Source organism: Lentibacter sp. (assembly GCF_965658795.1).
GTDB lineage: Bacteria > Pseudomonadota > Alphaproteobacteria > Rhodobacterales > Rhodobacteraceae > Lentibacter.
The window spans coordinates 25,849-45,027 of record NZ_CBFHTG010000018.1 but is presented as its reverse complement, the minus strand read 5'-3'; the positions used below and the strand labels follow the sequence as shown (position 1 = coordinate 45,027).

Here is a 19,179-nt window from a genome sequence, read left to right as displayed (position 1 = left end):
CATAACCCCGGATCAACGCTAGGCCGCTTGCGTCAGGTGTGGGTCGCTAGAAGGGCGCTTTGGCGAAGAAGCGCATGCCTTTGCCGCCGTCGGGGTGGCGCAGGCGCAGCTCTTCGGCGTGGAGCATGAGGCGGGGGTGGGCGAGGGCTTCGCCGCTCGCGTAAAACGGGTCGCCCAAAATGGGATGACCGAGCGCCAGCATATGCACGCGGAGCTGGTGGCTGCGGCCTGTTTTGGGAAAGAGGCGCACGCGGGTTTCTGCGTCAGAGGCTTTCAGCACTTTCCAATCGGTCTGGGCTTGCTTGCCTGTCTCGTGGCAGACCATTTGCAGCGGCCTGTTGGGCCAGTCCACAATCAGCGGTAGATCAACCGTGCCTTCTTTTGGCTCAAGCCGCCCGAAGACGCGGGCGATGTAGGCTTTCTTTGTCTGACGCTTTTCAAACTGGAGCCCGAGGTGGCGCTGTGCGTGGGGTGTCGCGGCAAAGATCATGACGCCCGATGTGTCACGGTCCAGCCGATGCACCAGCAGCGCTGTCGGGAAGGCCTCTTGCACCCGCGCGATGAGGCAATCTGCCAGATGCTCGCCCTTGCCCGGAACCGAGAGCAGCCCCGAGGGCTTGTTCACGCAAATCAGCTCGTGATCCGCGTGAAGGATATCAAGCGGATCACTGGGCGGGTTATACGCGCTCGACACGGGGCTCACCCCTGTAGGCTCGTCACTCCGAAGTCGCCCTCGCTGCGGGCTTTCATGGCCATGGCGGCAGAGTGTGCGCCTGAGGCTGTGGTGAAATAGGGGATACGGTCGTAGAGCGCGACAGAGCGGATTTCGCGGCTGTCTTCGACGGCGGCGGCCCCTTCTGTTGTGTTCATCACAAGCTGGATGTCGCCGTCTTTGAGCATATCGACGATGTTTGGACGGCCTTCATAGACTTTCTTGACGGTCTCGCAGGCGATGCCGTTGTCTTCAAGGAAGCTCGCTGTGCCACCTGTTGCGACGATGGCGAAGCCAAGGTCCACAAGCGTCTGGGCGGTTTCGACAAGCTGCTTTGTCTTGTCGGCATCCTTGATGGAGAAGAACACGCGGCCTTCAAAGGGCAGCACGGTGCCCGCGCCCATCTGGGCTTTGAGGAAGGCCAGCGCAAAGCTGCGGTCCCAGCCCATGACCTCTCCTGTGGAGCGCATTTCCGGCCCCAAGAGCGTGTCAACGCCGGGGAAGCGGGCAAAGGGCAGCACCACTTCCTTGACCGAGAACCAAGGCATGTTCGGGTCGGCCAGTGTCATCGGGTCGGTGTTTTTGATTTCGCCGGGTTTGGCGTCTTTCGGGTAGGGGCCACGGTGCTTGAAGTCATCCAGCGTTTCGCCTGCCATAAGGCGCGCGGCGATAGAGGCGATGGCTGAGTCTGTGGCTTTGGCCACGAAGGGCACCGTGCGGGATGCGCGCGGGTTGACCTCGATCAGGAAGATCTCGCCGTTCTGGACCGCAAACTGGATGTTGCAGAGGCCGCGCACTTTGAGCGCGAGGGCAAGCTGCACGGTCTGCTTTTCGATCTCTTTGATGATGTCGGCGGGCAGCGAGTGGGGCGGCAGGGAGGAGGCCGAGTCCCCCGAGTGGACGCCCGCTTCTTCGATGTGCTCCATCACACCTGCGATGTGGACTTTCTCCCCGTCGCAGAGCGCATCAACGTCAAGTTCGATGGCACCTGCAAGGTAGCTGTCGAGCAGCACGGGGCTGTCGCCCGAGACAACAACCGCCTCGGAGATATAGCGCTCAAGGTGGTTCATATCGCGCACGATTTCCATGGCGCGGCCCCCCAGAACATAGGAGGGGCGAATGACCAGCGGGAAGCCGATCTCTTCGGCGATGGCCAGCGCCTGTGCGTCGGTTGAGGCGATGCCGTTTTTGGGCTGCTTGAGGCCAAGCTGGTTGACCAGCTCCTGAAAGCGCTCGCGGTCTTCGGCAAGGTCGATCGCGTCAGGCGTGGTGCCGAGGATCGGGATGCCTTCGTCTTGCAGCGCTTGGGCGATCTTCAGCGGCGTCTGGCCGCCGAACTGGACGATTACACCGTGCAACGTGCCGTTTTCCTGCTCAACACGCAGGATTTCCATCACGTGTTCAAATGTCAGCGGCTCAAAGTAGAGGCGGTCTGAGGTGTCATAGTCGGTGGAAACGGTCTCGGGGTTGCAGTTGACCATGATGGTTTCATAGCCCACATCGGCCAGCGCAAAGCAGGCATGGCAGCAGCAATAATCAAACTCGATGCCTTGGCCGATGCGGTTTGGCCCGCCCCCGAGGATGACAACCTTTTTGCGCTCCGAGGGGCGCGCCTCGCACTCGACGTCGCCCATCATCGGGGCTTCGTAGGTGGAGTACATGTAAGGCGTTTGAGCCTCGAACTCGGCGGCGCAGGTGTCGATCCGTTTGAACACGGCTTTGACGCCTTGCGCCAAACGCGCGTCGCGCACCTGCTTCTCGGTCTGGCCGATCAGCGTGGCAAGGCGGGCGTCGGTGAAGCCCAGCATCTTGAGGTCGCGCAGACCCTTTTCATCGGTCGGGAGGCCGTTTTCGCGCACGGCTTCTTCAGCGTCGACGATCTCGCGGATGCGGTCAAGGAACCACGGGTCAAACATGGTGACGCCGTGAATCTCGTCGTTGCTTAGGCCATGGCGCATGGCTTGGGCGATGGTGCGCATACGGTCGGGCGTTTGTGCGCTGATCGCTTTGGTGAGGGCGGCCTTTTCGGGCGCGCCTTCGATCTCGACTTCGTCAAAGCCTGTGAGGCCTGATTCCATCGAGGCCAGAGCCTTTTGCATCGATTCGTGGATCGTGCGGCCAATGGCCATGACCTCGCCCACAGATTTCATCGCTGTGGTCAGGTAAGGCTCGGATCCGGGGAACTTTTCGAAGGCGAACTTCGGGATTTTGGTCACGACATAGTCAATGCTCGGCTCAAAGCTCGCGGGCGTTACTTTTGTGATGTCGTTGTCGAGCTCATCGAGCGTGTAGCCCACAGCGAGCTTGGCCGCGATCTTGGCGATGGGGAAGCCCGTGGCCTTGGAGGCCAGCGCCGAGGAGCGCGACACGCGCGGGTTCATCTCGATCACAACCATGCGGCCATCGGCGGGGTTTACGGCCCACTGCACGTTGGAACCGCCCGTCTCAACCCCGATCTCGCGCAGAACCGCGATCGATTGGTTGCGCATGATCTGGTATTCTTTGTCTGTCAGCGTGAGGGCCGGGGCCACTGTGATGCTGTCACCCGTGTGAACCCCCATCGGGTCGATGTTTTCAATCGAGCAGACGATGATGGCGTTGTCGGCTTTGTCGCGGACAACTTCCATTTCGTACTCTTTCCAGCCCAGAAGCGACTCGTCCACAAGGATCTGGTTTACGGGGCTGGCGTCCATGCCTGTGCGGCAGAAGTGGATATAGTCTTCGCGGTTATAGGCCACGCCGCCGCCTGTGCCGCCCATGGTAAAGGCAGGGCGGATGATCGCGGGCAGGCCGATCTCTTCCAGCTCGGCCAGCGCCATTTGCACGCCTGCGTCAAGGTCGGCTGAGCCGTTGTCTTTCTTGGGCGCGGTGATGATTGTGGCCTTCGGGTTTTCGATCCCCAAGCGGTCCATCGCTTCGCGGAAGAGCTTGCGGTCTTCGGCCATTTCGATGGCATCGCGGCTTGCGCCGATCATTTCGACACCGAATTTCTCCAGCACGCCCATTTCCTCAAGCGCGAGCGAGGTGTTGAGCCCTGTCTGGCCGCCCATTGTGGGCAGGAGCGCGTCGGGGCGCTCTTTTTCGATGATCTTGGCGACAACCTCGGGAGTGATCGGCTCGATATAGGTGGCATCGGCCAGCTCGGGGTCTGTCATGATGGTGGCGGGGTTCGAGTTCACGAGGATGACTCGGTAGCCCTCTTCTTTGAGCGCTTTACAGGCCTGTGTGCCCGAGTAGTCAAATTCGCAAGCCTGCCCGATAATAATAGGGCCTGCTCCGATGATCATGATCGATTTGATATCGTCTCTCTTCGGCATTGGGGCCCCCATATGTTTGCAGCAGATTGGTCGCGCAGGCAGGTGCGCGCAAATTGTCGTGGGTTATAGCTATGGGGGCCGCGGGTGCAAGCCTAAAGCGCCCTGTTTTGAGAGCTATCTGCGAGATAGAGAGTGATCGGCGCGCAATCGGACCTTAGCGGAAGTGAAGCGGCACATCCGGCTCAAAGCGCACAGCCCGAAACACCGACAGCACAAGCGCAAGAAGCAGCCCGCCAAAGCAGAGAACGCCCATAAGCGTTGTCACATAAAGCGCCTCGCTCATTTCAAAGTAGATCAGATAGGCGGGGAAGCTCTGCAAAAGCCCCAGTGCGATGATCCAGCGCCACGCGGTGAGGCGCGGCAGGATGTGAAACAGCGTGGGCAGCAAGAGCGTGGGCAGCACAAAGTAAAAGCCCCATGAGGCTGGCCCAAACAGCGCTGTTGCCAGCGCAAAGCCCATGAGCAGCACCGGCACAGCCGTCCCCGGGATGAGGCGGGGGCGCATCAGGATGAGCGCGGCAAGTGCGGCCAGCATCAGTGCGGCCATGAGCGTGCTGAGCCAGAAAGGCTCGGCCACCGTGAGGGTTTCGCTCAGGCTCCAGCCTGTGGCTTGGCCGCTGGCCAAGGCTTGCAGCTGGTAGAGCAAGACTTCGGGGGCGTAGTTTGTGGTATCAAGGATGATCTGGTTGTCGATAAAGCTGACCCGCTCCAGAAAGCGCGCGTGCAGCGCCCAGCCCGCCAGCGCAACGCTCATCGCCGCCAGCGCGGCCCCCGTGGCCATAAAGGCCCCTGCCGCGCGCCAGTTGCGCTCGAGCAGAAAGATCAGCACGAGAAACAGCGGCGCCAGCTTGAAGGCCGCCGCGACAGCAAGGATCACCCCTGCCATGGCAAAGCTCTGGGCGCGGTAGCGCTCAAAGGCGAGCAGCACCAGAAACAGCGAGATGATTTGGGGCTGGTTGGCGCCAAGCGCCTGAAAGACAGGGGCCGAAACCGCAAGCATGGCAAAGCTCACCAGCACAAAATGCGCCAGCTCCATGTGCGGTGGGCGCACCACCTTCCACGCCAGTCCGACAGAGACAGCCAGCATGACCACTTGCAGCACAAGCAGCGTGTTGGCAAAGGCCTCAAAGCTGACAGCCTGTGTGACAGGTGCGATGAGCCAAGCCCATATCGGCGGGTAAAGGAAGGGCGCGCGCGCCGCATCGTTCAGCCCGTCAAGGGGCAGGGCATAGAGCGCATCGGGCAGCCCCGCGCTCACCGCTGTGCCGGCCATATAAAGCGCCATCAGGTCGCCCGAGGGCGCGCCAAAAAACATCACACTGAAAACACCCGAAAAGATCAGGGCGCAGATTGGGTAGACAAGACGCTGCATTTGAAAGGGACCGCTCATTATTTTGCGTGAAAATGACATATCTGCCCCCGCTTGGATAGAAACCCTCTGAAAAGGGCTTCCAGACAGAGTCTTCTAGGCCACATGGCTTGACTTTTGCCCGTGGGCCATGTGTATCGGCGCGAGTTTAACGCACATATCAGAAGCCCTGAAAAGGATAGACACATGCACGCCTACCGCAGCCAAACTTGCGCTGAGTTGACCAAAGCCAATGTCGGCGAAACCGTTCGCCTCTCGGGCTGGGTGCATCGTATCCGTGATCACGGCGGCGTGCTCTTCATCGATTTGCGCGATACCTACGGTATGACGCAGCTTATCTGTGACCCTGACAGCCCTGCTTTTGCCGATGTCGAGAAGGTGCGCTCCGAGTGGTGTATCCGCATTGATGGCGTGGTCAAGGCGCGCGACGAGAGCCTTGTGAACCCCAAGTTGCCAACCGGCGAAGTTGAAGTGTTTGTGCGCGAGATCGAAGTGCTGGGCGCGGCGGCAGAGCTGCCCCTCATGGTGTTTGGCGAGCAGGAATACCCCGAAGAAACGCGCCTGCGCTATCGCTACCTCGACCTGCGCCGCGACAAGATGCAGGCCAATATGCACCTGCGCTCCGATATGGTCTCAAGCATCCGCCGCCGCATGTGGGACAAGGGCTTCCGCGAATATCAAACGCCGATCATCACAGCGTCAAGCCCTGAAGGCGCGCGCGACTTCCTCGTGCCCTCACGCCTGCACCCGGGCAAATTCTACGCGCTGCCCCAAGCGCCGCAGCAGTTCAAACAGCTGATCATGGTCTCGGGCTTTGACAAATATTTCCAGATCGCGCCGTGCTTCCGCGACGAAGACCCGCGCGCCGACCGGTCGCCCACCGACTTCTACCAGCTTGACCTCGAGATGAGCTTTGTGGAGCAGCAAGACGTCTTTGACACGATCCAGCCTGTCATGCAGGGCGTGTTTGAAGAGTTCGGCGGCGGCAAGAAAGTTGACACCGAGTGGCCCCAGATCTCCTACCGCGATGCGGCGCTCTGGTATGGCTCTGACAAGCCCGACCTTCGCAACCCGATCAAGATGCAGGATTGCTCCGAGCACTTCAAAGGCTCCGGCTTTGCGATCTTTGCCAAGCTCCTTGAGCAAGAGGGCACAGAGATCCGCGCTATCCCCGCGCCCACAGGCGGCAGCCGCAAGTTCTGCGACCGTATGAACGCCTTCGCGCAAAAAGAAGGCCTGCCCGGCATGGGCTATATCTTCTGGCGCGATCAGGGCGAAGGCATGGAAGCCGCTGGTCCCTTGGCCAAAAACATCGGCCCCGAGCGCACAGAAGCCATCCGCCAACAGCTTGGCCTTGGTGTGGGCGATGCGGCCTTCTTCCTTGGCGGCAAGCCCAAGCAGTTTGAAACTGTCGCAGGCAAGGCCCGCAACGTCATCGGCGAAGAGCTGGGCCTCACAGACAAAGACCGCTTTGCCTTCTGCTGGATCGTGGATTTCCCGATCTACGAGAAAGACGCAGAGTCAGGCAAGATCGACTTTGAGCACAACCCGTTCTCCATGCCCCAAGGCGGCATGGACGCGCTCATGGGCGATCCGCTCGAGGTGCTTGGCTACCAATATGACCTCGCCTGCAACGGCTACGAGCTTGTCTCGGGCGCGATCCGGAACCACAAACCCGAGATCATGTTCAAAGCCTTTGAAATCGCCGGCTACGGCAAAGACGAAGTCGAAAAGCGCTTCGGCGGTATGGTCAACGCCTTCCAATACGGCGCACCGCCCCACGGTGGCTGCGCAGCAGGCATTGACCGTATGGTCATGCTCTTGGCCGAAGAGCAGAACATCCGCGAAGTCATCATGTTCCCGATGAACCAGCGCGCGGAAGACCTGATGATGAACGCGCCAAGCGAGCCAATGGCCGAGCAGCTCATGGAGCTGAACCTGCGGGTTATCCCGCAAGACTGACCGGCTCTTTCTTTTTGCCTTAAATATCCCAGGGGGTCTGGGGGACTGGTCCCCCAGTTAAACCTGTGGTCTGGGGGACTGGTCCCCCAGTTAAACCTGCGGTCTGGGGGGACTGGTCCCCCCCCGGGCGGTCGGATTGCGCGCAGCGCAATTCGACACCCTCAAGCGCGCCTCCGCCGATGGCTTAACTCTGCGCCATGAAAAGCTCGCGCGGTTTTTCCACTGTGTTAGTCTGGCCCCGAGTTTGGAGCTGTATCTGTTTTGTTTACCCGTGAAATCGCCGAAATCCGCTTTGGAACTGGTCTGTCGCCGCGTTTGCGTGGCCCGCGTGATGTGGACGATATGATGCGTCGTCTGGCGGGCGAGGATGCGATGGCCAAGCGCTTCAAGATAGAGTCGTTTGATATCTTTGCGGCGCGGATTGCGCGGGTGACGGCGCTTTGGAAGGTCCGCCGCTCCAACCGTGGCACAGAGCTGGCCGATGATGCCACGCGCAAGATCAGCGGTCAGAAGCGTCAGGCGCGCAAGGCCCAGCAAGTCTGGCTTTGGCAGGCGCTGCGGCGGCGCGCCCATACGCAAGACGGGCTGCGCGAGCGGCTGGCGTTTTTCTGGGGTGATCACTTCACCGCGCGCGGCAAGGTCTCGATCATGCGCCGCGCCACTTCACCCTATGTCGAGAGCGCGATCCGGCCCCATGTCGCAGGGTATTTCGCCGATATGCTCAAGGCCGTCACAGCGCAGCCCGCATTTTTGCAGTATCTTGACCAAAAGACCTCAACAGGCCCCAACAGCCCCGAAGGGCTGCGCGCCAAAAAGTCCTCGGGTCTCAATGAAAACCTCGCGCGCGAGCTTCTGGAGCTGCACACGCTGGGGGTTGAGGCGGCCTATAGCCAGCAGGATGTGACCGAGCTGGCCGAGCTTCTCACAGGGCTGACCTATGACCAGCAGGGCGTTTTCGGCTTTCGCGCCGACTACGCCGAGCCGGGGGCCGAGACGGTTTTGGGCAAGTCTTATGGCGGCAGTGGCGCGGCCACGCTGGCTGATGTGCATGCCGCGCTGGCGGACCTTGCGCAGCACCCTGCTACGGCGCGGCATCTGGCGCGCAAGATGGCGGTGCACTTTATTTCAGACACACCCGACCCGGCGCTCGTTGCAGCCATGGAGGCGCGCTACCGCGATACGGGCGGCCATCTGGGCGAAATGACCCGCGCGATGCTTGAGCATCCAGCGGCTTGGGCACCCGAGTTTCTCAACGTGAAGCAGCCGATCGACTTTATCGGCTCGGCCTTGCGGGCTTTGGATGTGCCCAAAGAGCTGGCGGTGATGAACGACTGGCGGCAGGTGCGCAGCCGTTTTGCCATTCCGCTGCGGCTGATGGGCCAGACATGGGAAGAGCCGCTGGGGCCTGATGGCTGGGCCGAGCAAGACGCAGAGTGGATCACGCCGCAGCGCTTTGCGGCGCGGGTGGATTGGGCGATGAACGCGCCGCAGGGCTTTGGCGATCTGCCTGACCCGCGCGCTTTGGTGACAGATGCGCTGGGCAACCGGGCCCCGGAGGCGCTCGTTTTTGCGGCCAATGCCGCAGAAGACAGGCGCACAGGTGTGGGGCTTATTCTGGCCTCGCCTGCGTTTCAAAGGATGTAAGCGATGGTTCTAAACCTTCATAGACGCAGCTTTCTCACAGGGCTTGGCTGCACCGCGGCGGCGAGCCCGTTTCTGACGCCAGTGAGCTTTGCCAGTGGCACGGGCGAGAACCGCCTTGTTGTCATCATCCTGCGGGGCGGGATGGACGGGCTTGACGCGCTGCGCCCCTACGGGGATGCGGCCTTCAAGGCGCTCAGGGGGCGTGCGGAGCAGGCTCGGCCCGATGAGGCGCAGGATTTGGACGGCTTCTTCGCGCTCCACCCTGCGCTTGTGGGCCTCAAGCCGCTGTGGCGGGCTGGCGAGCTGGGCTTTGCCCATGCGGTGTCTACGCCCTATCGCGACAAGCGCAGCCATTTTGACGGGCAGGATTTGCTGGAAGCTGGGGGCGCAGACCTCAACGGCAATATGCGCGACGGGTGGCTCAACCGCATGCTGCAAAGCTATGCAGGCCTTGAGAGCGAAACGGCTTACGCTGTCGGCCGTGGCGATATGCTATTGATGAAGGGGGCCGCGCCCGTGGCCAACTGGTCGCCTGATGCGGGGCTATACGGGCTGACGCCGCAGGGCTTGCGGCTGGCCGAGATGCTCATGGACGGCGACCCGCTGTTTGAGGCGGCGTTTGGCGAGGCGGTCGCGCTGTCAGGGGAGAGCATGGGCGAGGCGATGGCTGACGAGACGGGCGATATGGCCATGACCAGCATGACCGACGCGGCACAGGCCGCTGCCAAGGGCGGGGGGCATGTGCAGATCGCCGAATTTGCCGCCGAAAAGCTCAAGGGCAGCTCGCGGATTGCTGCGTTTTCGCTCAATGGCTGGGACACCCACGCCAACCAGTCGCGCACACTGGAGCGGCCTTTGAGCCGCTTGGCCGAGGTGATCCTGAGCTTGCAGAGCGGCGTGGGCGCAGATGTCTGGGGGAAGACGGCTGTGGTGGCTATGACAGAGTTTGGCCGCACGGCGCGGCTCAATGGCAATGGCGGCTCTGATCATGGCACAGGTGGTTTGATGGTGATGGCAGGGGGCGCGTTGCGCGGCGGGCGCGTGTGGTCGTCTTGGCCCGGGCTGGCGGAGGCTGACCTGTACCAGCGGCGTGACCTGATGCCGACCCGCGATGTGCGCGCCTATTCGGGCTGGCTGATGCGGGATTTGTTTGGGTATGACACCGACTTTATCGAGCGTACGGTGTTCCCCGGTCTTGATATGGGGTCTGATCCCAAGCTGACGGGCTAACGCCCGTTTGGGGCTTTATGCGCCGTCAAACGGCTCATAGCTTTCAAGGTATTCGCCCGTGCCTTGGGTGAGCTCGCTTGTGCCTGTTTGCACGCTGCCAATGATGGCGGCGCAGAGCGACAAGACGCCCGCAACCAGAACGACCCAATCTACTGTGATGGCGCCTTTTTCTTCGCTGACAAACTTCTTAAAGAACCGTTCCATTTTAGACCTCCGTGCAGGGATTCCTGCTGTTCTTGCCAATATGCAGGTAGATTGTGGCGGCTTTTGGCCGCCTCTGAGGCCTTTGTCGTTCTTTTTGATGGATGTGTTTCTAGATGGCGAGAGAGCGGTCGAGCCGTTGCTGGACAAGCCCTGCGAGTGCGGCGACGGGCTGATGCGTGGGTTGGCGCGTGGCGTGGGCCGTGGCCAGCTCTTGCGCGGCACGCACCAGCACATCATCGCGCGCGCTTTTGGCAACGCCTGTCAAAAACTGGGCGACATAGCCAACCTGGCCTTCGTCGTAGTCTTCGTTGATGAGGCTCGCAACATGGGCGAGATCGTCGTTATAGGCGAGGCGATCAGGGGTCACGACATCGTCTTTGAGCATACGCGGTCCGTTGGGGCGCCGGTCGTTGGGCAACAAGGCAAGAATCGCTTCTTGGAACTGTGCGATGCTTTCGACGGGTTTGGCAAAAAAGCCATCGGCCCCTGCGGCCATGACATCGTCATAGACGATATCGTCGCCCGACATGCCAAAGATAATGTCGATGCGGGGGGAGGTGGTGGTCAGCTCTGCAATCAGATCGGTGCCCGAGCCGTCGGGCAGGCCGATATCAACCAGAATCACCGAGGGGCGGTAGACTTGCAGGTGACGCTTGGCCGAGGCGATACAGTCGGCCCGACGGATGCGCGCGCCACTGCGCAGGCACAGCAAGCGCAGCGCTTCACAGGCATATCGGCTATCTTCCACCACAAGCACCGTCAGGCCCAAGAGCGGGCGTGCGGCTGTGGGGGACGGTATGCTGGACAGCGCGTCAAAGTCTTCCATCGGGGCAGCTCCTTTTGCAGCAGAATAAATGGTTCGAATCTAAATTTAATCTGACAGACCTAATAGTTGGTTAACCCTGCGGCTCTCGGATGGGCCTGCGACCTTCTCGTGACTTGCCCCAAGCCCGCGCGCGGGCAATAGTGTGGGCAAAAGAGACCAGGAGAAGAAGATGATCGGACGTTTGAACCATGTTGCTATTGCTGTGCCAGATCTGGAGGCAGCCTCGGCTCAATACGCCACGGCGCTGGGCGCAAAAGTCGGCGCGCCGCAAGACGAGCCTGACCACGGTGTGACGGTTGTCTTTATCGAGCTGCCCAACACCAAGATCGAGCTGCTCTACCCGCTCGGCGAAGACAGTCCCATCAACGGCTTTCTGGAGAAGAACCCCTCAGGCGGCATTCACCATGTCTGCTATGAAGTTGATGATATCATCGCGGCGCGCGATCATCTGAAGTCAACGGGCGCGCGGGTGCTGGGCACGGGCGAGCCGAAGATTGGCGCACATGGCAAGCCTGTTCTCTTCTTGCACCCCAAAGATTTCAATGGATGCCTTGTCGAGCTTGAACAAGTCTGACACGAGCCTACCTAAGCCAAGCAACCTTTCATAAGGACATCCGTTATGGGTATCACCTCTGCTATCGTGCTGTACGCTGTTTTGTGGTTTGTCACGTTTCTCACTATCATTCCTTTTGGTCTGAAGACTCAAGGGGATGTGGGAGATATCTTTCCCGGCACGCAATCAGGCGCTATGGCGGAGCACGGGCTGAAGAAAAAGGCCAAGATCACAACCGCAATTGCCGCGGTGATCTGGGGCATTATCTTCTATGTTGTCACCTCGGGTTCCATCACCATTCGTGACATTGATATGTTTAACCGGATGGCCCCTGCCGTGTCTGAACCTGATGGAACAGATGGGTAAAGGTTGCTGCGCCTAATATCGGGATAAACAGGTTTATCAGCGGGACGCTCAGGGGCGCAGCCATGAGGATGCCTGCGGCCCAGATTGTGAGAAAGTGGCGGCTGCGCAGGCGTTTGGCCTCAGTCGGCCCAAGGCGGCGGGTGGCCGCGAGTGTGAAATATTCGCGCCCCAGCAAAAACCCGTTGAGCGCCCAGAAGATCAAAAGCGCAAAGGGTGCAAAGACAACGTAAAGCACCAGCGCCAGACTATTGGCACCGATCAGCACTCCCATAAAGTTGAGCGTGTCGCGCAGCCCTTGGGCAAAGCTGACAGGGGTTGCTTGCGGCAGCTCTGGGTAGTGCTTGGCTTCAACGGCATTGGCGACATCCTCCAGAAACATCGAGGTGATGGCCGAGGCCACAGGCACCATCAGGAAGATCGAGAGCACCAGCATCAAGAAAAGGGATGCGCCTGACAGCAGGTCATCAAGCCAGCGCACTTCGCCCAGAAACGGAATGTAGACCTCAGGGCCGATGAAGACCCCCACGAGCCACAATAGCCCCGCATAGGCTGCCACCAGAAGCGCCAGCGTGAGCGCAACGCCAATGAGCAACACGCGCAAAAAGCGCCTGTCACCCATTTGCCCGAGCGCTTTTGAGAAAGACGAAAAGATCAGCCCTAGAGCCATGTTGTCTTGGCTTTTACATCAGGGCGGGGGCGGTCGGGTGGTGTGGCGGTTTCGGTGGCGATGTGGATAAGGCCGGCGATACGCTCATGCGGGGTGAGGCCAAGGGCGTGTTCGGCAAACTGGCGTTCGTGGCTGATTGCCCCGGAGAGCCAGTTGGCGCCCCAGCCTGCGGCGAGGGCCGCGTTGACCAGTGCAAGACAGACCGCACCCGCAGAATAGGTCTGCTCGATGGCGGGGATCTTGTCTGACATCACGGGGCTTTCCACAACGGCAACGGCGCAGATGCCCTGGTCAAACTGGCTGCGCGCCTTGGCGGTCTTCTCCTCGTCAAACCCGAGCGCTTTGGCCGTGGTTTCGGCGGCATCGGCGAGCTTTGCCATGGCGTCGCCCTCGATTACGATAAAGCGCCAAGGCTCCAGCTTGCCGTGGTCTGGCGTGCGCGCGGCAAGTGTCAAAAGCGCTTCCAGCTCGGCACGCTCTGGCGCGGGGGCTGTGAGCGTTTTGGCGGGCCGCGAGCGGCGGGTTTTCAGAAAATCAAGCGCAGCTGCGTTGGCCTCGGGCATGGGGAGTTCCTCTTTCTGGATTATTTCTCATGTCATGTTTCGGCTCTCAAAGGTCAAGGGAGCATGGCTATTTCCCGCCTGATGCAGCCCAAAAGCGACGTATTGTAAGCGGTTTGTGACCTAGCAAGGGTTGCTAGCGCATGATTCGCTCCTTAGGCTGTCACTCGATTGCACATGCATTCAGCCTAAAGTCGCGCCAGCGGCTCAAATGCAATGAAGAGCGATAACGCTCTCTTAGGGAGGAAAATATGAAGTTTTTCACACGCACCGGCAAACCCATGTCCAAGGTTATTACTGACCAGGCCAGCAAGGTCGGAACGGACGAAGTGAGCCGCCGCGAATTTATCGCTATGGCCAGCACCTTTGGTGCGACTGCGGCAACCGCTTACGGCATGCTCGGCATGGCGGCACCTGCCCACGCGGATGGCCACGGCGCCAAGATGGGTGGCACGGTGCGTATCCAGCAGGAAGTCCGCGCGCTCAAAGACCCGCGCACATATGACTGGTCACAGATCGCGAACTTCTCGCGCGGTTGGCTGGAATATCTGGTCAAATGGAACAATGACGGCTCGTTCTCACCCTACCTGCTGGAAAGCTGGGACGTGAGCGACGATGCAAAAACCTACACGCTCAACCTGCGCAAAGGCGTAAAGTGGAACAACGGCGACGACTTCACATCAGAAGATGTGGCGCGCGTGATCAACGACTGGTGCGACAAGGCGTTTGAAGGCAACTCTATGGCAGGCCGTATGGCAACGCTGATTGACGAAGCCTCAGGCAAAGCCATCGAAGGCGCTATCGAGATCGTTGATAGCCACACAGTGAAGCTCAACCTGCCAGCGCCTGATATCTCGATTATTGCGGGTATGGCCGACTATCCTGCGGCTGTTTATCACAAAGATAACAACGCAGAAGACATGGTCTCCAATGCGATCGGCACAGGCCCGTACCTGCCCGAGAGCCTCGAAGTGGGCGTAAAGGGCGTTCTGGTGAAGAACGATGGCCACTGGTGGAACAAAGGCAATGGCGCATGGGCTGATCGTGTCGAATATATCGACTATGGTACAGACCCGTCTGCGTGGGTTGCTGCGGCTGAGGCTGATGAAGTTGACATGATGTACTCTGTCGATGGCGACTTTATCGACATTCTGGGCACCATGGATGGCTGGACGCAGCACGAAGTTGTCACCTCGGCGACAATCGTGATCCGCCCCAACCAGCTTGCCGAAGTTGATGGCAAGAAGCCTTATGCTGACAAGAAAGTCCGTCAGGCGATCGCTATGGCGATTGATAACAACGTTCTGCTTGAGCTTGGGTACGAAAACCGTGGCGTTGTAGCGGCCAACCACCACGTTGCGCCTGCGCACCCCGAGTATGTCGATATCGGCATGCCGAAGTATGACCCTGCTGCGGCCAAAGCGCTTCTGGACGAAGCTGGCATGGGTGACTTCGAGATGGAAATCCTCTCGATTGACGATGCTTGGCGCAAGAACACAACCGATGCCGTCGCAGCCCAGCTGCGCGACGCGGGCTTCAACGTGAAGCGCACTGTTCTGCCAGGCTCGACGTTCTGGAACGACTGGGTGAAATACCCGTTCAGCTCGACCAACTGGAACGCCCGCCCGCTTGGCGTGCAGATCTGGGCGCTTGCCTATCGTTCGGGTGAGGCGTGGAACGAGTTTGGTTATGCCAGTGCAGAGTTTGACGAGCTGCTCACGCAAGCACTCGCCACACCCGACGTTGAAAAGCGTAAAGCGCTTATGGAAAAAGGCGAGCGTATTCTGCAAGATGACGCTGTCACGATCCAGCCTTACTGGCGTTCGCTCTACAACCACACAAAAGACAACCTTATGGGCGGTGCACACCACATCGGCTTTGAGATTGATCCAGCGAAACTGTCCTGGAAAGCCTAAGCTTTCTGACAACATGACGAAGACGGGGCGGCCAAGTGCCGCCCCTTTTTTATGTGTGCAGGTCTCTGTGGCCGCTCACGTGGCGCTTGCGGCCATAGCGCGGGTGAGCGCAGGGTAGAGGGCGCGAAAGGTCGCGTAGCCCTGAGCAAAATAGGCGCGGTGCGCCGGGTCTGGCTCAAAGCTGCGTGCCACGGCAGGGGGTGTGCAAACTGCGGCAACGCGCTCGCCTGTTTCGGCCAAACGCCCCAGACGCGCTGCGCCAAAGGCTGCGCCGAAGTCGCCATCGGCGGGCAGATCGACAGGGATGCCAAGGGCATTGGCCAATATTTGCAACCACAGAGGCGAGGCGGTTCCGCCGCCAACGGCCATGACACGGTCAATTCCGGTGCCTGTGGATGTGAGCGCCTCAAGGTTGTCACGGCTTGCGTAGGCCACTCCCTCAAGCACGGCCTGTGTCATGTGTGTGCGGCCGTGGGTATGGTCGAGCCCGACAAAGCTGCCGCGCACGCGAGGGTCATTGTGCGGTGTGCGCTCGCCCGAGAGGTAGGGCAGAAATGTCAGCGGTTGTTGCGGGGCAAATGTTGCGCCCAGCTCTTGCGTGAGGGCGCTTGGTGCCATCTCGCAGACCTTGCCCCACCAGTTCAGAGAGTCGGTTGCACTGAGTGCCACTCCCATCTGGTGCCATATCTCGGGCACGGCGTGGCAAAACGTATGAACCGCGCTGTCAGCCTTTGGCTGATAGGCGGGGGTTGCGGCAAACAAAACACCCGATGTGCCAAGCGAGACAAAGGCGGTGCCTTGTGTTGTTGTGCCAAGGCCAATCGCTGTGGCGGCGTTGTCACCCGCGCCACCAGCGACAACCACGCGGCCCATGCCCCAAGCGCTGGCAAGCTCGCTGCGCAGCTGGCCCGAGGCGTGGGAGCCTTCGACAAGGCGGGGCATCTGAGCAGGGGTCAGCCCTGTGGCCTCCAGCAACTCGGGTGACCAAGCGCGCGCGGCCACATCAAGCCAGCTTGTGCCAGAGGCGTCAGACATCTCCGAGGCGTATTCGCCGGTGAGCCAAAGGCGCAGGTAGTCTTTGGGCAGCAAGACTTTTGCGAGTTTGGCAAAAACCGCGGGTTCGTGCTTTTGCACCCAAGCCAGCTTTGGCGCGGTAAAGCCCGGGAAGACAATGTTGCCACTGATCGCGCGAAACGCGGGTGTGGCGTCCAGTGTGGCGGCTTCCGCATGGCTGCGGGTGTCGTTCCAAAGAATAGCGGGGCGCAAGACCGTGTCGTTTGCGTCCAGCAGCGTTGCGCCGTGCATCTGCCCCGACAGCCCGATGCCGCGCACGGCAGAGACAGCGCTCGGGACGCGGCTGCGCAGATCGTTCATTGCCACTGTGGTGGCGTGAAGCCAGTCGACAGGGTCTTGCTCGGCCCAGCCCGTTTGCGGGCGCTGTACGGTCAGGGGCGCAGCCGCAGAGCCGACCACGCGCTGCGCGTCATCCACCAACAAGAGCTTCACCCCGGAGGTGCCTAAGTCAATTCCGAGATACATGGCCTGGCCTCATCTGTGGTGGCAGAGCCAAGCCGCAAGGGGCGCTCTGCAGTGTCGTCGTATAGCGACTGTAGCACAGCCCGCAGGGCGCTGTCGCGGCGGGATTACGCGCCTGCGAAGTCGTCGCGCGCGTAGCCTTGCACATAGAGCAGCGCTGTCAGATCACCGTGGTTGATGCGGATGTTGCATTCTGCGGCCACGCTTGGCTTGGCGTGGAGCGCCACGCCGCTGCCGGCAAGTGTCAGCATCCCGAGGTCATTGGCACCATCGCCCACAGCCAGAACATCGGCAGCTGTCAGCCCGAGCTTGGCGGTGATTTCGTGCAGCGCCTGCACCTTGGCTTCGCGCCCGAGGATGGGGAGCTTGACCGCGCCTGTCAGCTGGCCACCTTCGGCCAAAAGCGTGTTGGCGCGGTTTTCGTCAAAGCCGAGTTTGGCGGCAATGGCCGCTGTGAAGGCCGTGAACCCACCCGAGACAAGCGCCGCATAAGCGCCATTGGCTTTCATCGTGGCGAGCAGGGCAGGGCCACCCGACATCAGGCTGATCCGCTCGGCCAGCACCTTGGCAATGACGGTTTCATCCAACCCCTTGAGAAGCGCCACCCGCTCGGTGAGCGCACCGTCAAAATCAAGCTCGCCGTTCATGGCGCGCGCGGTGATGTCTTTGACATAAGCGCCCACGCCCGCCTCTTCGGCCAGCTCGTCGATGCATTCCTGCTCGATCATCGTGCTGTCCATATCGGCCAGCAACATTTTCTTTTTGCGCCCGTCTGTTGGCTGCACCACAAGGTCCACGCCCAGCTTCTGCACATCGGCCCAGACATCCCACTGGTTTGCAGGGATCTGGCCAACCTCGAACTCGGCCGCCTCGCCTTGCGCCAGCCAGCGGGCATCGCCTCCGCCCCAAGCGGTTTGCAGCGCCCCCAAAAGCGACGGCTCAAGACAGGGGGCTTTGGGAGAGGTTAGCAGCGTGACGGTATACATAGGCAAAGTTTCCGATCGTAGTCGTTCATGTCGCATTTTGCGGGTTAAGCGGCGTGATAGCCTCATTTCTGCGCTTGTGAAAGAGGGCAGGACGCTTTAGCTCGGGCGGCAGGACACCCCTCCCTAACGAGGGGCTCATATCTGGAAGGGTATCATGATTGATATTTCAAAACCGGCAGCGCGCCCGGCCAACCCGCGCTTTTCTTCTGGCCCCTGTGCCAAATACCCCTCATTCACATTGCAGGCACTTGAAGGCGCTCCCTTGGGCCGCAGCCACCGTGCCGCCGTGGGCAAAGACAAGCTGAAAGCCGCAATCGAAGAGACACGCGCGCTTCTTGGTGTGCCCGCTGATTACCACATCGGTATCGTCCCAGCGTCTGACACAGGCGCTGTCGAGATGGCCATGTGGAGCCTTTTGGGCGCGCGCCCGGCCACTATGGTCGCTTGGGAAAGCTTCGGCGCGGGCTGGGTCACCGATGTGGTCAAGCAGCTCAAGCTCGACGCCACCGTCAAGACAGCCGACTACGGCGAGATCGTCGACATGGCGGCGCTGGATTATGACACCGATGTTGTCTTCACATGGAATGGCACCACCTCTGGTGTGCGCGTGACCAATGGTGACATGATCCCCGACACGCGCGCTGGCCTCACCATCTGCGATGCAACCTCGGCAGCCTTTGCGATGGAGCTGCCTTGGGACAAGCTCGATGTCACGACATTCTCCTGGCAGAAGGTTCTGGGCGGCGAAGCGGCGCATGGCATGATCATTCTGTCACCCCGTGCTGTGGAGCGCCTTGAAAGCTACACACCCGCGTGGCCGATGCCCAAGATCTTCCGCCTCACCAAAGGTGGCAAGCTGATCGAAGGCATCTTCCGTGGTGAGACCATCAACACCCCCTCCATGCTGGCGGTCGAAGATTACCTGATGGCGCTCGAGTGGGCGCGTTCGGCGGGGGGGCTCAAAGGGCTCATCGCGCGGGCCGATGCCAACGCACAGGCGATCTTTGATTTCTGTGATGCCAACGACTGGATCGCAAACCTCGCGGCTGACCCTGCGACGCGCTCCAACACATCGGTGTGTCTCAAGTTCACCGATCCGCGCATCACCGACGGCGCCGCGTTTGCCAAAGCTGTGGCCAAGCGCCTTGAAGCCGAGAATGTCGCCTATGACATCGGCGCCTACCGCGACGCGCCCGCTGGCCTGCGCATCTGGTGCGGTGGCACGGTTGAGACAACCGACGTCGCAGCGCTTCTGCCGTGGCTCGCTTGGGCCTTTGAAGCCGAAATCAACGCATAATTCCCGAGGTGCGCAGACGCTGCGCGCCTCCTTC

Annotated in this window: 16 protein-coding genes; 7 read left to right on the top strand and 9 right to left on the bottom strand. The window is 60.6% G+C overall.

The window, feature by feature from the left end; translation table 11 throughout:
• Positions 1 to 46: 46 nt before the first annotated feature.
• From ACTG3X_RS11955 to ACTG3X_RS11945, 3 genes are all read right to left on the bottom strand, one after another.
• Positions 47 to 694, bottom strand: a complete 648-nt coding sequence (locus tag ACTG3X_RS11955; protein ID WP_439111505.1) for an RluA family pseudouridine synthase — start codon at positions 692 to 694, stop codon at positions 47 to 49.
• A 5-nt stretch (positions 695 to 699) separates the two neighbouring features.
• Positions 700 to 4,029: a carbamoyl-phosphate synthase large subunit gene (carB, locus tag ACTG3X_RS11950; protein ID WP_439111504.1), complete on the bottom strand. Its 3,330-nt coding sequence runs from the start codon at positions 4,027 to 4,029 to the stop codon at positions 700 to 702.
• Between the two features lie 154 nt (positions 4,030 to 4,183).
• Positions 4,184 to 5,401, bottom strand: coding sequence for a glycosyltransferase family 87 protein (locus ACTG3X_RS11945; protein WP_439111503.1), 1,218 nt, complete (start codon positions 5,399 to 5,401; stop codon positions 4,184 to 4,186).
• A gap of 183 nt (positions 5,402 to 5,584) precedes the next feature.
• On the opposite strand from ACTG3X_RS11945, the gene aspS reads away from it, so the two are divergent.
• The 3 genes from aspS (at position 5,585) to ACTG3X_RS11930 (ending at position 10,234) form a co-directional block, all read left to right on the top strand.
• A complete protein-coding gene (aspS, locus tag ACTG3X_RS11940) occupies positions 5,585 to 7,360 on the top strand; it encodes an aspartate--tRNA ligase (RefSeq protein ID WP_439111502.1) in 1,776 nt (591 codons plus the stop codon).
• Between the two features lie 261 nt (positions 7,361 to 7,621).
• Positions 7,622 to 9,004 carry a DUF1800 domain-containing protein gene (locus ACTG3X_RS11935; RefSeq protein WP_439111501.1) on the top strand — a complete coding sequence of 461 codons (1,383 nt, stop codon included), beginning with the start codon at positions 7,622 to 7,624 and terminating at the stop codon, positions 9,002 to 9,004.
• Positions 9,005 to 9,007: 3 nt separating this feature from the next.
• Positions 9,008 to 10,234 carry a DUF1501 domain-containing protein gene (locus ACTG3X_RS11930; protein WP_439111500.1) on the top strand — a complete coding sequence of 409 codons (1,227 nt, stop codon included), beginning with the start codon at positions 9,008 to 9,010 and terminating at the stop codon, positions 10,232 to 10,234.
• A 15-nt stretch (positions 10,235 to 10,249) separates the two neighbouring features.
• Here ACTG3X_RS11930 and ACTG3X_RS11925 read toward each other — a convergent pair whose 3' ends face one another.
• Entirely contained in the window at positions 10,250 to 10,438 is a 189-nt protein-coding gene (locus tag ACTG3X_RS11925) for a hypothetical protein (protein ID WP_439111499.1), read from the bottom strand.
• A gap of 109 nt (positions 10,439 to 10,547) precedes the next feature.
• Complete coding sequence (locus ACTG3X_RS11920; protein WP_439111498.1) at positions 10,548 to 11,264, bottom strand: response regulator; 717 nt, start codon at positions 11,262 to 11,264, stop codon at positions 10,548 to 10,550.
• Between the two features lie 169 nt (positions 11,265 to 11,433).
• Between ACTG3X_RS11920 and mce the strand changes: the two genes are divergently transcribed.
• Both mce and ACTG3X_RS11910 read left to right on the top strand, forming a co-directional pair.
• A complete protein-coding gene (gene mce / locus ACTG3X_RS11915; RefSeq protein WP_439111497.1) occupies positions 11,434 to 11,838 on the top strand; it encodes a methylmalonyl-CoA epimerase in 405 nt (134 codons plus the stop codon).
• Between the two features lie 45 nt (positions 11,839 to 11,883).
• The gene (locus tag ACTG3X_RS11910) at positions 11,884 to 12,183 is read left to right on the top strand and encodes a DUF1467 family protein (protein WP_439111496.1); all 300 of its coding nucleotides are present in this window, start codon (positions 11,884 to 11,886) and stop codon (positions 12,181 to 12,183) included.
• Here ACTG3X_RS11910 and ACTG3X_RS11905 read toward each other — a convergent pair.
• Both ACTG3X_RS11905 and ACTG3X_RS11900 read right to left on the bottom strand, forming a co-directional pair.
• Positions 12,134 to 12,850 carry an EI24 domain-containing protein gene (locus ACTG3X_RS11905; RefSeq protein ID WP_439111495.1) on the bottom strand — a complete coding sequence of 239 codons (717 nt, stop codon included), beginning with the start codon at positions 12,848 to 12,850 and terminating at the stop codon, positions 12,134 to 12,136. The genes ACTG3X_RS11910 and ACTG3X_RS11905 overlap by 50 nt on opposite strands.
• Positions 12,841 to 13,413 (bottom strand): nitroreductase family protein, encoded by a 573-nt coding sequence (locus ACTG3X_RS11900; RefSeq protein WP_439111494.1) that lies wholly within the window; start codon positions 13,411 to 13,413, stop codon positions 12,841 to 12,843. The genes ACTG3X_RS11905 and ACTG3X_RS11900 overlap by 10 nt, the downstream gene beginning before the upstream one ends.
• 248 nt (positions 13,414 to 13,661) lie before the next feature.
• Between ACTG3X_RS11900 and ACTG3X_RS11895 the strand changes: the two genes are divergently transcribed.
• Positions 13,662 to 15,326, top strand: a complete 1,665-nt coding sequence (locus ACTG3X_RS11895; RefSeq protein ID WP_439111493.1) for an ABC transporter substrate-binding protein — start codon at positions 13,662 to 13,664, stop codon at positions 15,324 to 15,326.
• Positions 15,327 to 15,401: 75 nt separating this feature from the next.
• On the opposite strand, the gene xylB is transcribed toward ACTG3X_RS11895, so the two are convergent.
• The gene (gene xylB, locus ACTG3X_RS11890) at positions 15,402 to 16,865 is read right to left on the bottom strand and encodes a xylulokinase (protein ID WP_439111492.1); all 1,464 of its coding nucleotides are present in this window, start codon (positions 16,863 to 16,865) and stop codon (positions 15,402 to 15,404) included.
• Positions 16,866 to 16,969: 104 nt separating this feature from the next.
• A complete protein-coding gene (serB, locus tag ACTG3X_RS11885) occupies positions 16,970 to 17,848 on the bottom strand; it encodes a phosphoserine phosphatase SerB (RefSeq protein WP_439111491.1) in 879 nt (292 codons plus the stop codon).
• 154 nt (positions 17,849 to 18,002) lie between these two features.
• Between serB and ACTG3X_RS11880 the strand changes: the two genes are divergently transcribed.
• Positions 18,003 to 19,145, top strand: coding sequence for a phosphoserine transaminase (locus ACTG3X_RS11880; protein ID WP_439111490.1), 1,143 nt, complete (start codon positions 18,003 to 18,005; stop codon positions 19,143 to 19,145).
• Positions 19,146 to 19,179 lie beyond the last annotated feature (34 nt).

Coding starts and splice junctions, on each gene's coding strand:
- ACTG3X_RS11945 (WP_439111503.1), bottom strand. CDS start 5,401: ATGCAGCGTCTTGTCTACCCAATCTGCGCCCTGATCTTTTCGGGTGTT.
- aspS (WP_439111502.1), top strand. CDS start 5,585: ATGCACGCCTACCGCAGCCAAACTTGCGCTGAGTTGACCAAAGCCAAT.
- serB (WP_439111491.1), bottom strand. CDS start 17,848: ATGTATACCGTCACGCTGCTAACCTCTCCCAAAGCCCCCTGTCTTGAG.
- ACTG3X_RS11930 (WP_439111500.1), top strand. CDS start 9,008: ATGGTTCTAAACCTTCATAGACGCAGCTTTCTCACAGGGCTTGGCTGC.
- ACTG3X_RS11900 (WP_439111494.1), bottom strand. CDS start 13,413: ATGCCCGAGGCCAACGCAGCTGCGCTTGATTTTCTGAAAACCCGCCGC.
- xylB (WP_439111492.1), bottom strand. CDS start 16,865: ATGTATCTCGGAATTGACTTAGGCACCTCCGGGGTGAAGCTCTTGTTG.
- ACTG3X_RS11880 (WP_439111490.1), top strand. CDS start 18,003: ATGATTGATATTTCAAAACCGGCAGCGCGCCCGGCCAACCCGCGCTTT.
- ACTG3X_RS11910 (WP_439111496.1), top strand. CDS start 11,884: ATGGGTATCACCTCTGCTATCGTGCTGTACGCTGTTTTGTGGTTTGTC.
- ACTG3X_RS11925 (WP_439111499.1), bottom strand. CDS start 10,438: ATGGAACGGTTCTTTAAGAAGTTTGTCAGCGAAGAAAAAGGCGCCATC.
- ACTG3X_RS11905 (WP_439111495.1), bottom strand. CDS start 12,850: ATGGCTCTAGGGCTGATCTTTTCGTCTTTCTCAAAAGCGCTCGGGCAA.
- ACTG3X_RS11895 (WP_439111493.1), top strand. CDS start 13,662: ATGAAGTTTTTCACACGCACCGGCAAACCCATGTCCAAGGTTATTACT.
- carB (WP_439111504.1), bottom strand. CDS start 4,029: ATGCCGAAGAGAGACGATATCAAATCGATCATGATCATCGGAGCAGGC.
- ACTG3X_RS11920 (WP_439111498.1), bottom strand. CDS start 11,264: ATGGAAGACTTTGACGCGCTGTCCAGCATACCGTCCCCCACAGCCGCA.
- mce (WP_439111497.1), top strand. CDS start 11,434: ATGATCGGACGTTTGAACCATGTTGCTATTGCTGTGCCAGATCTGGAG.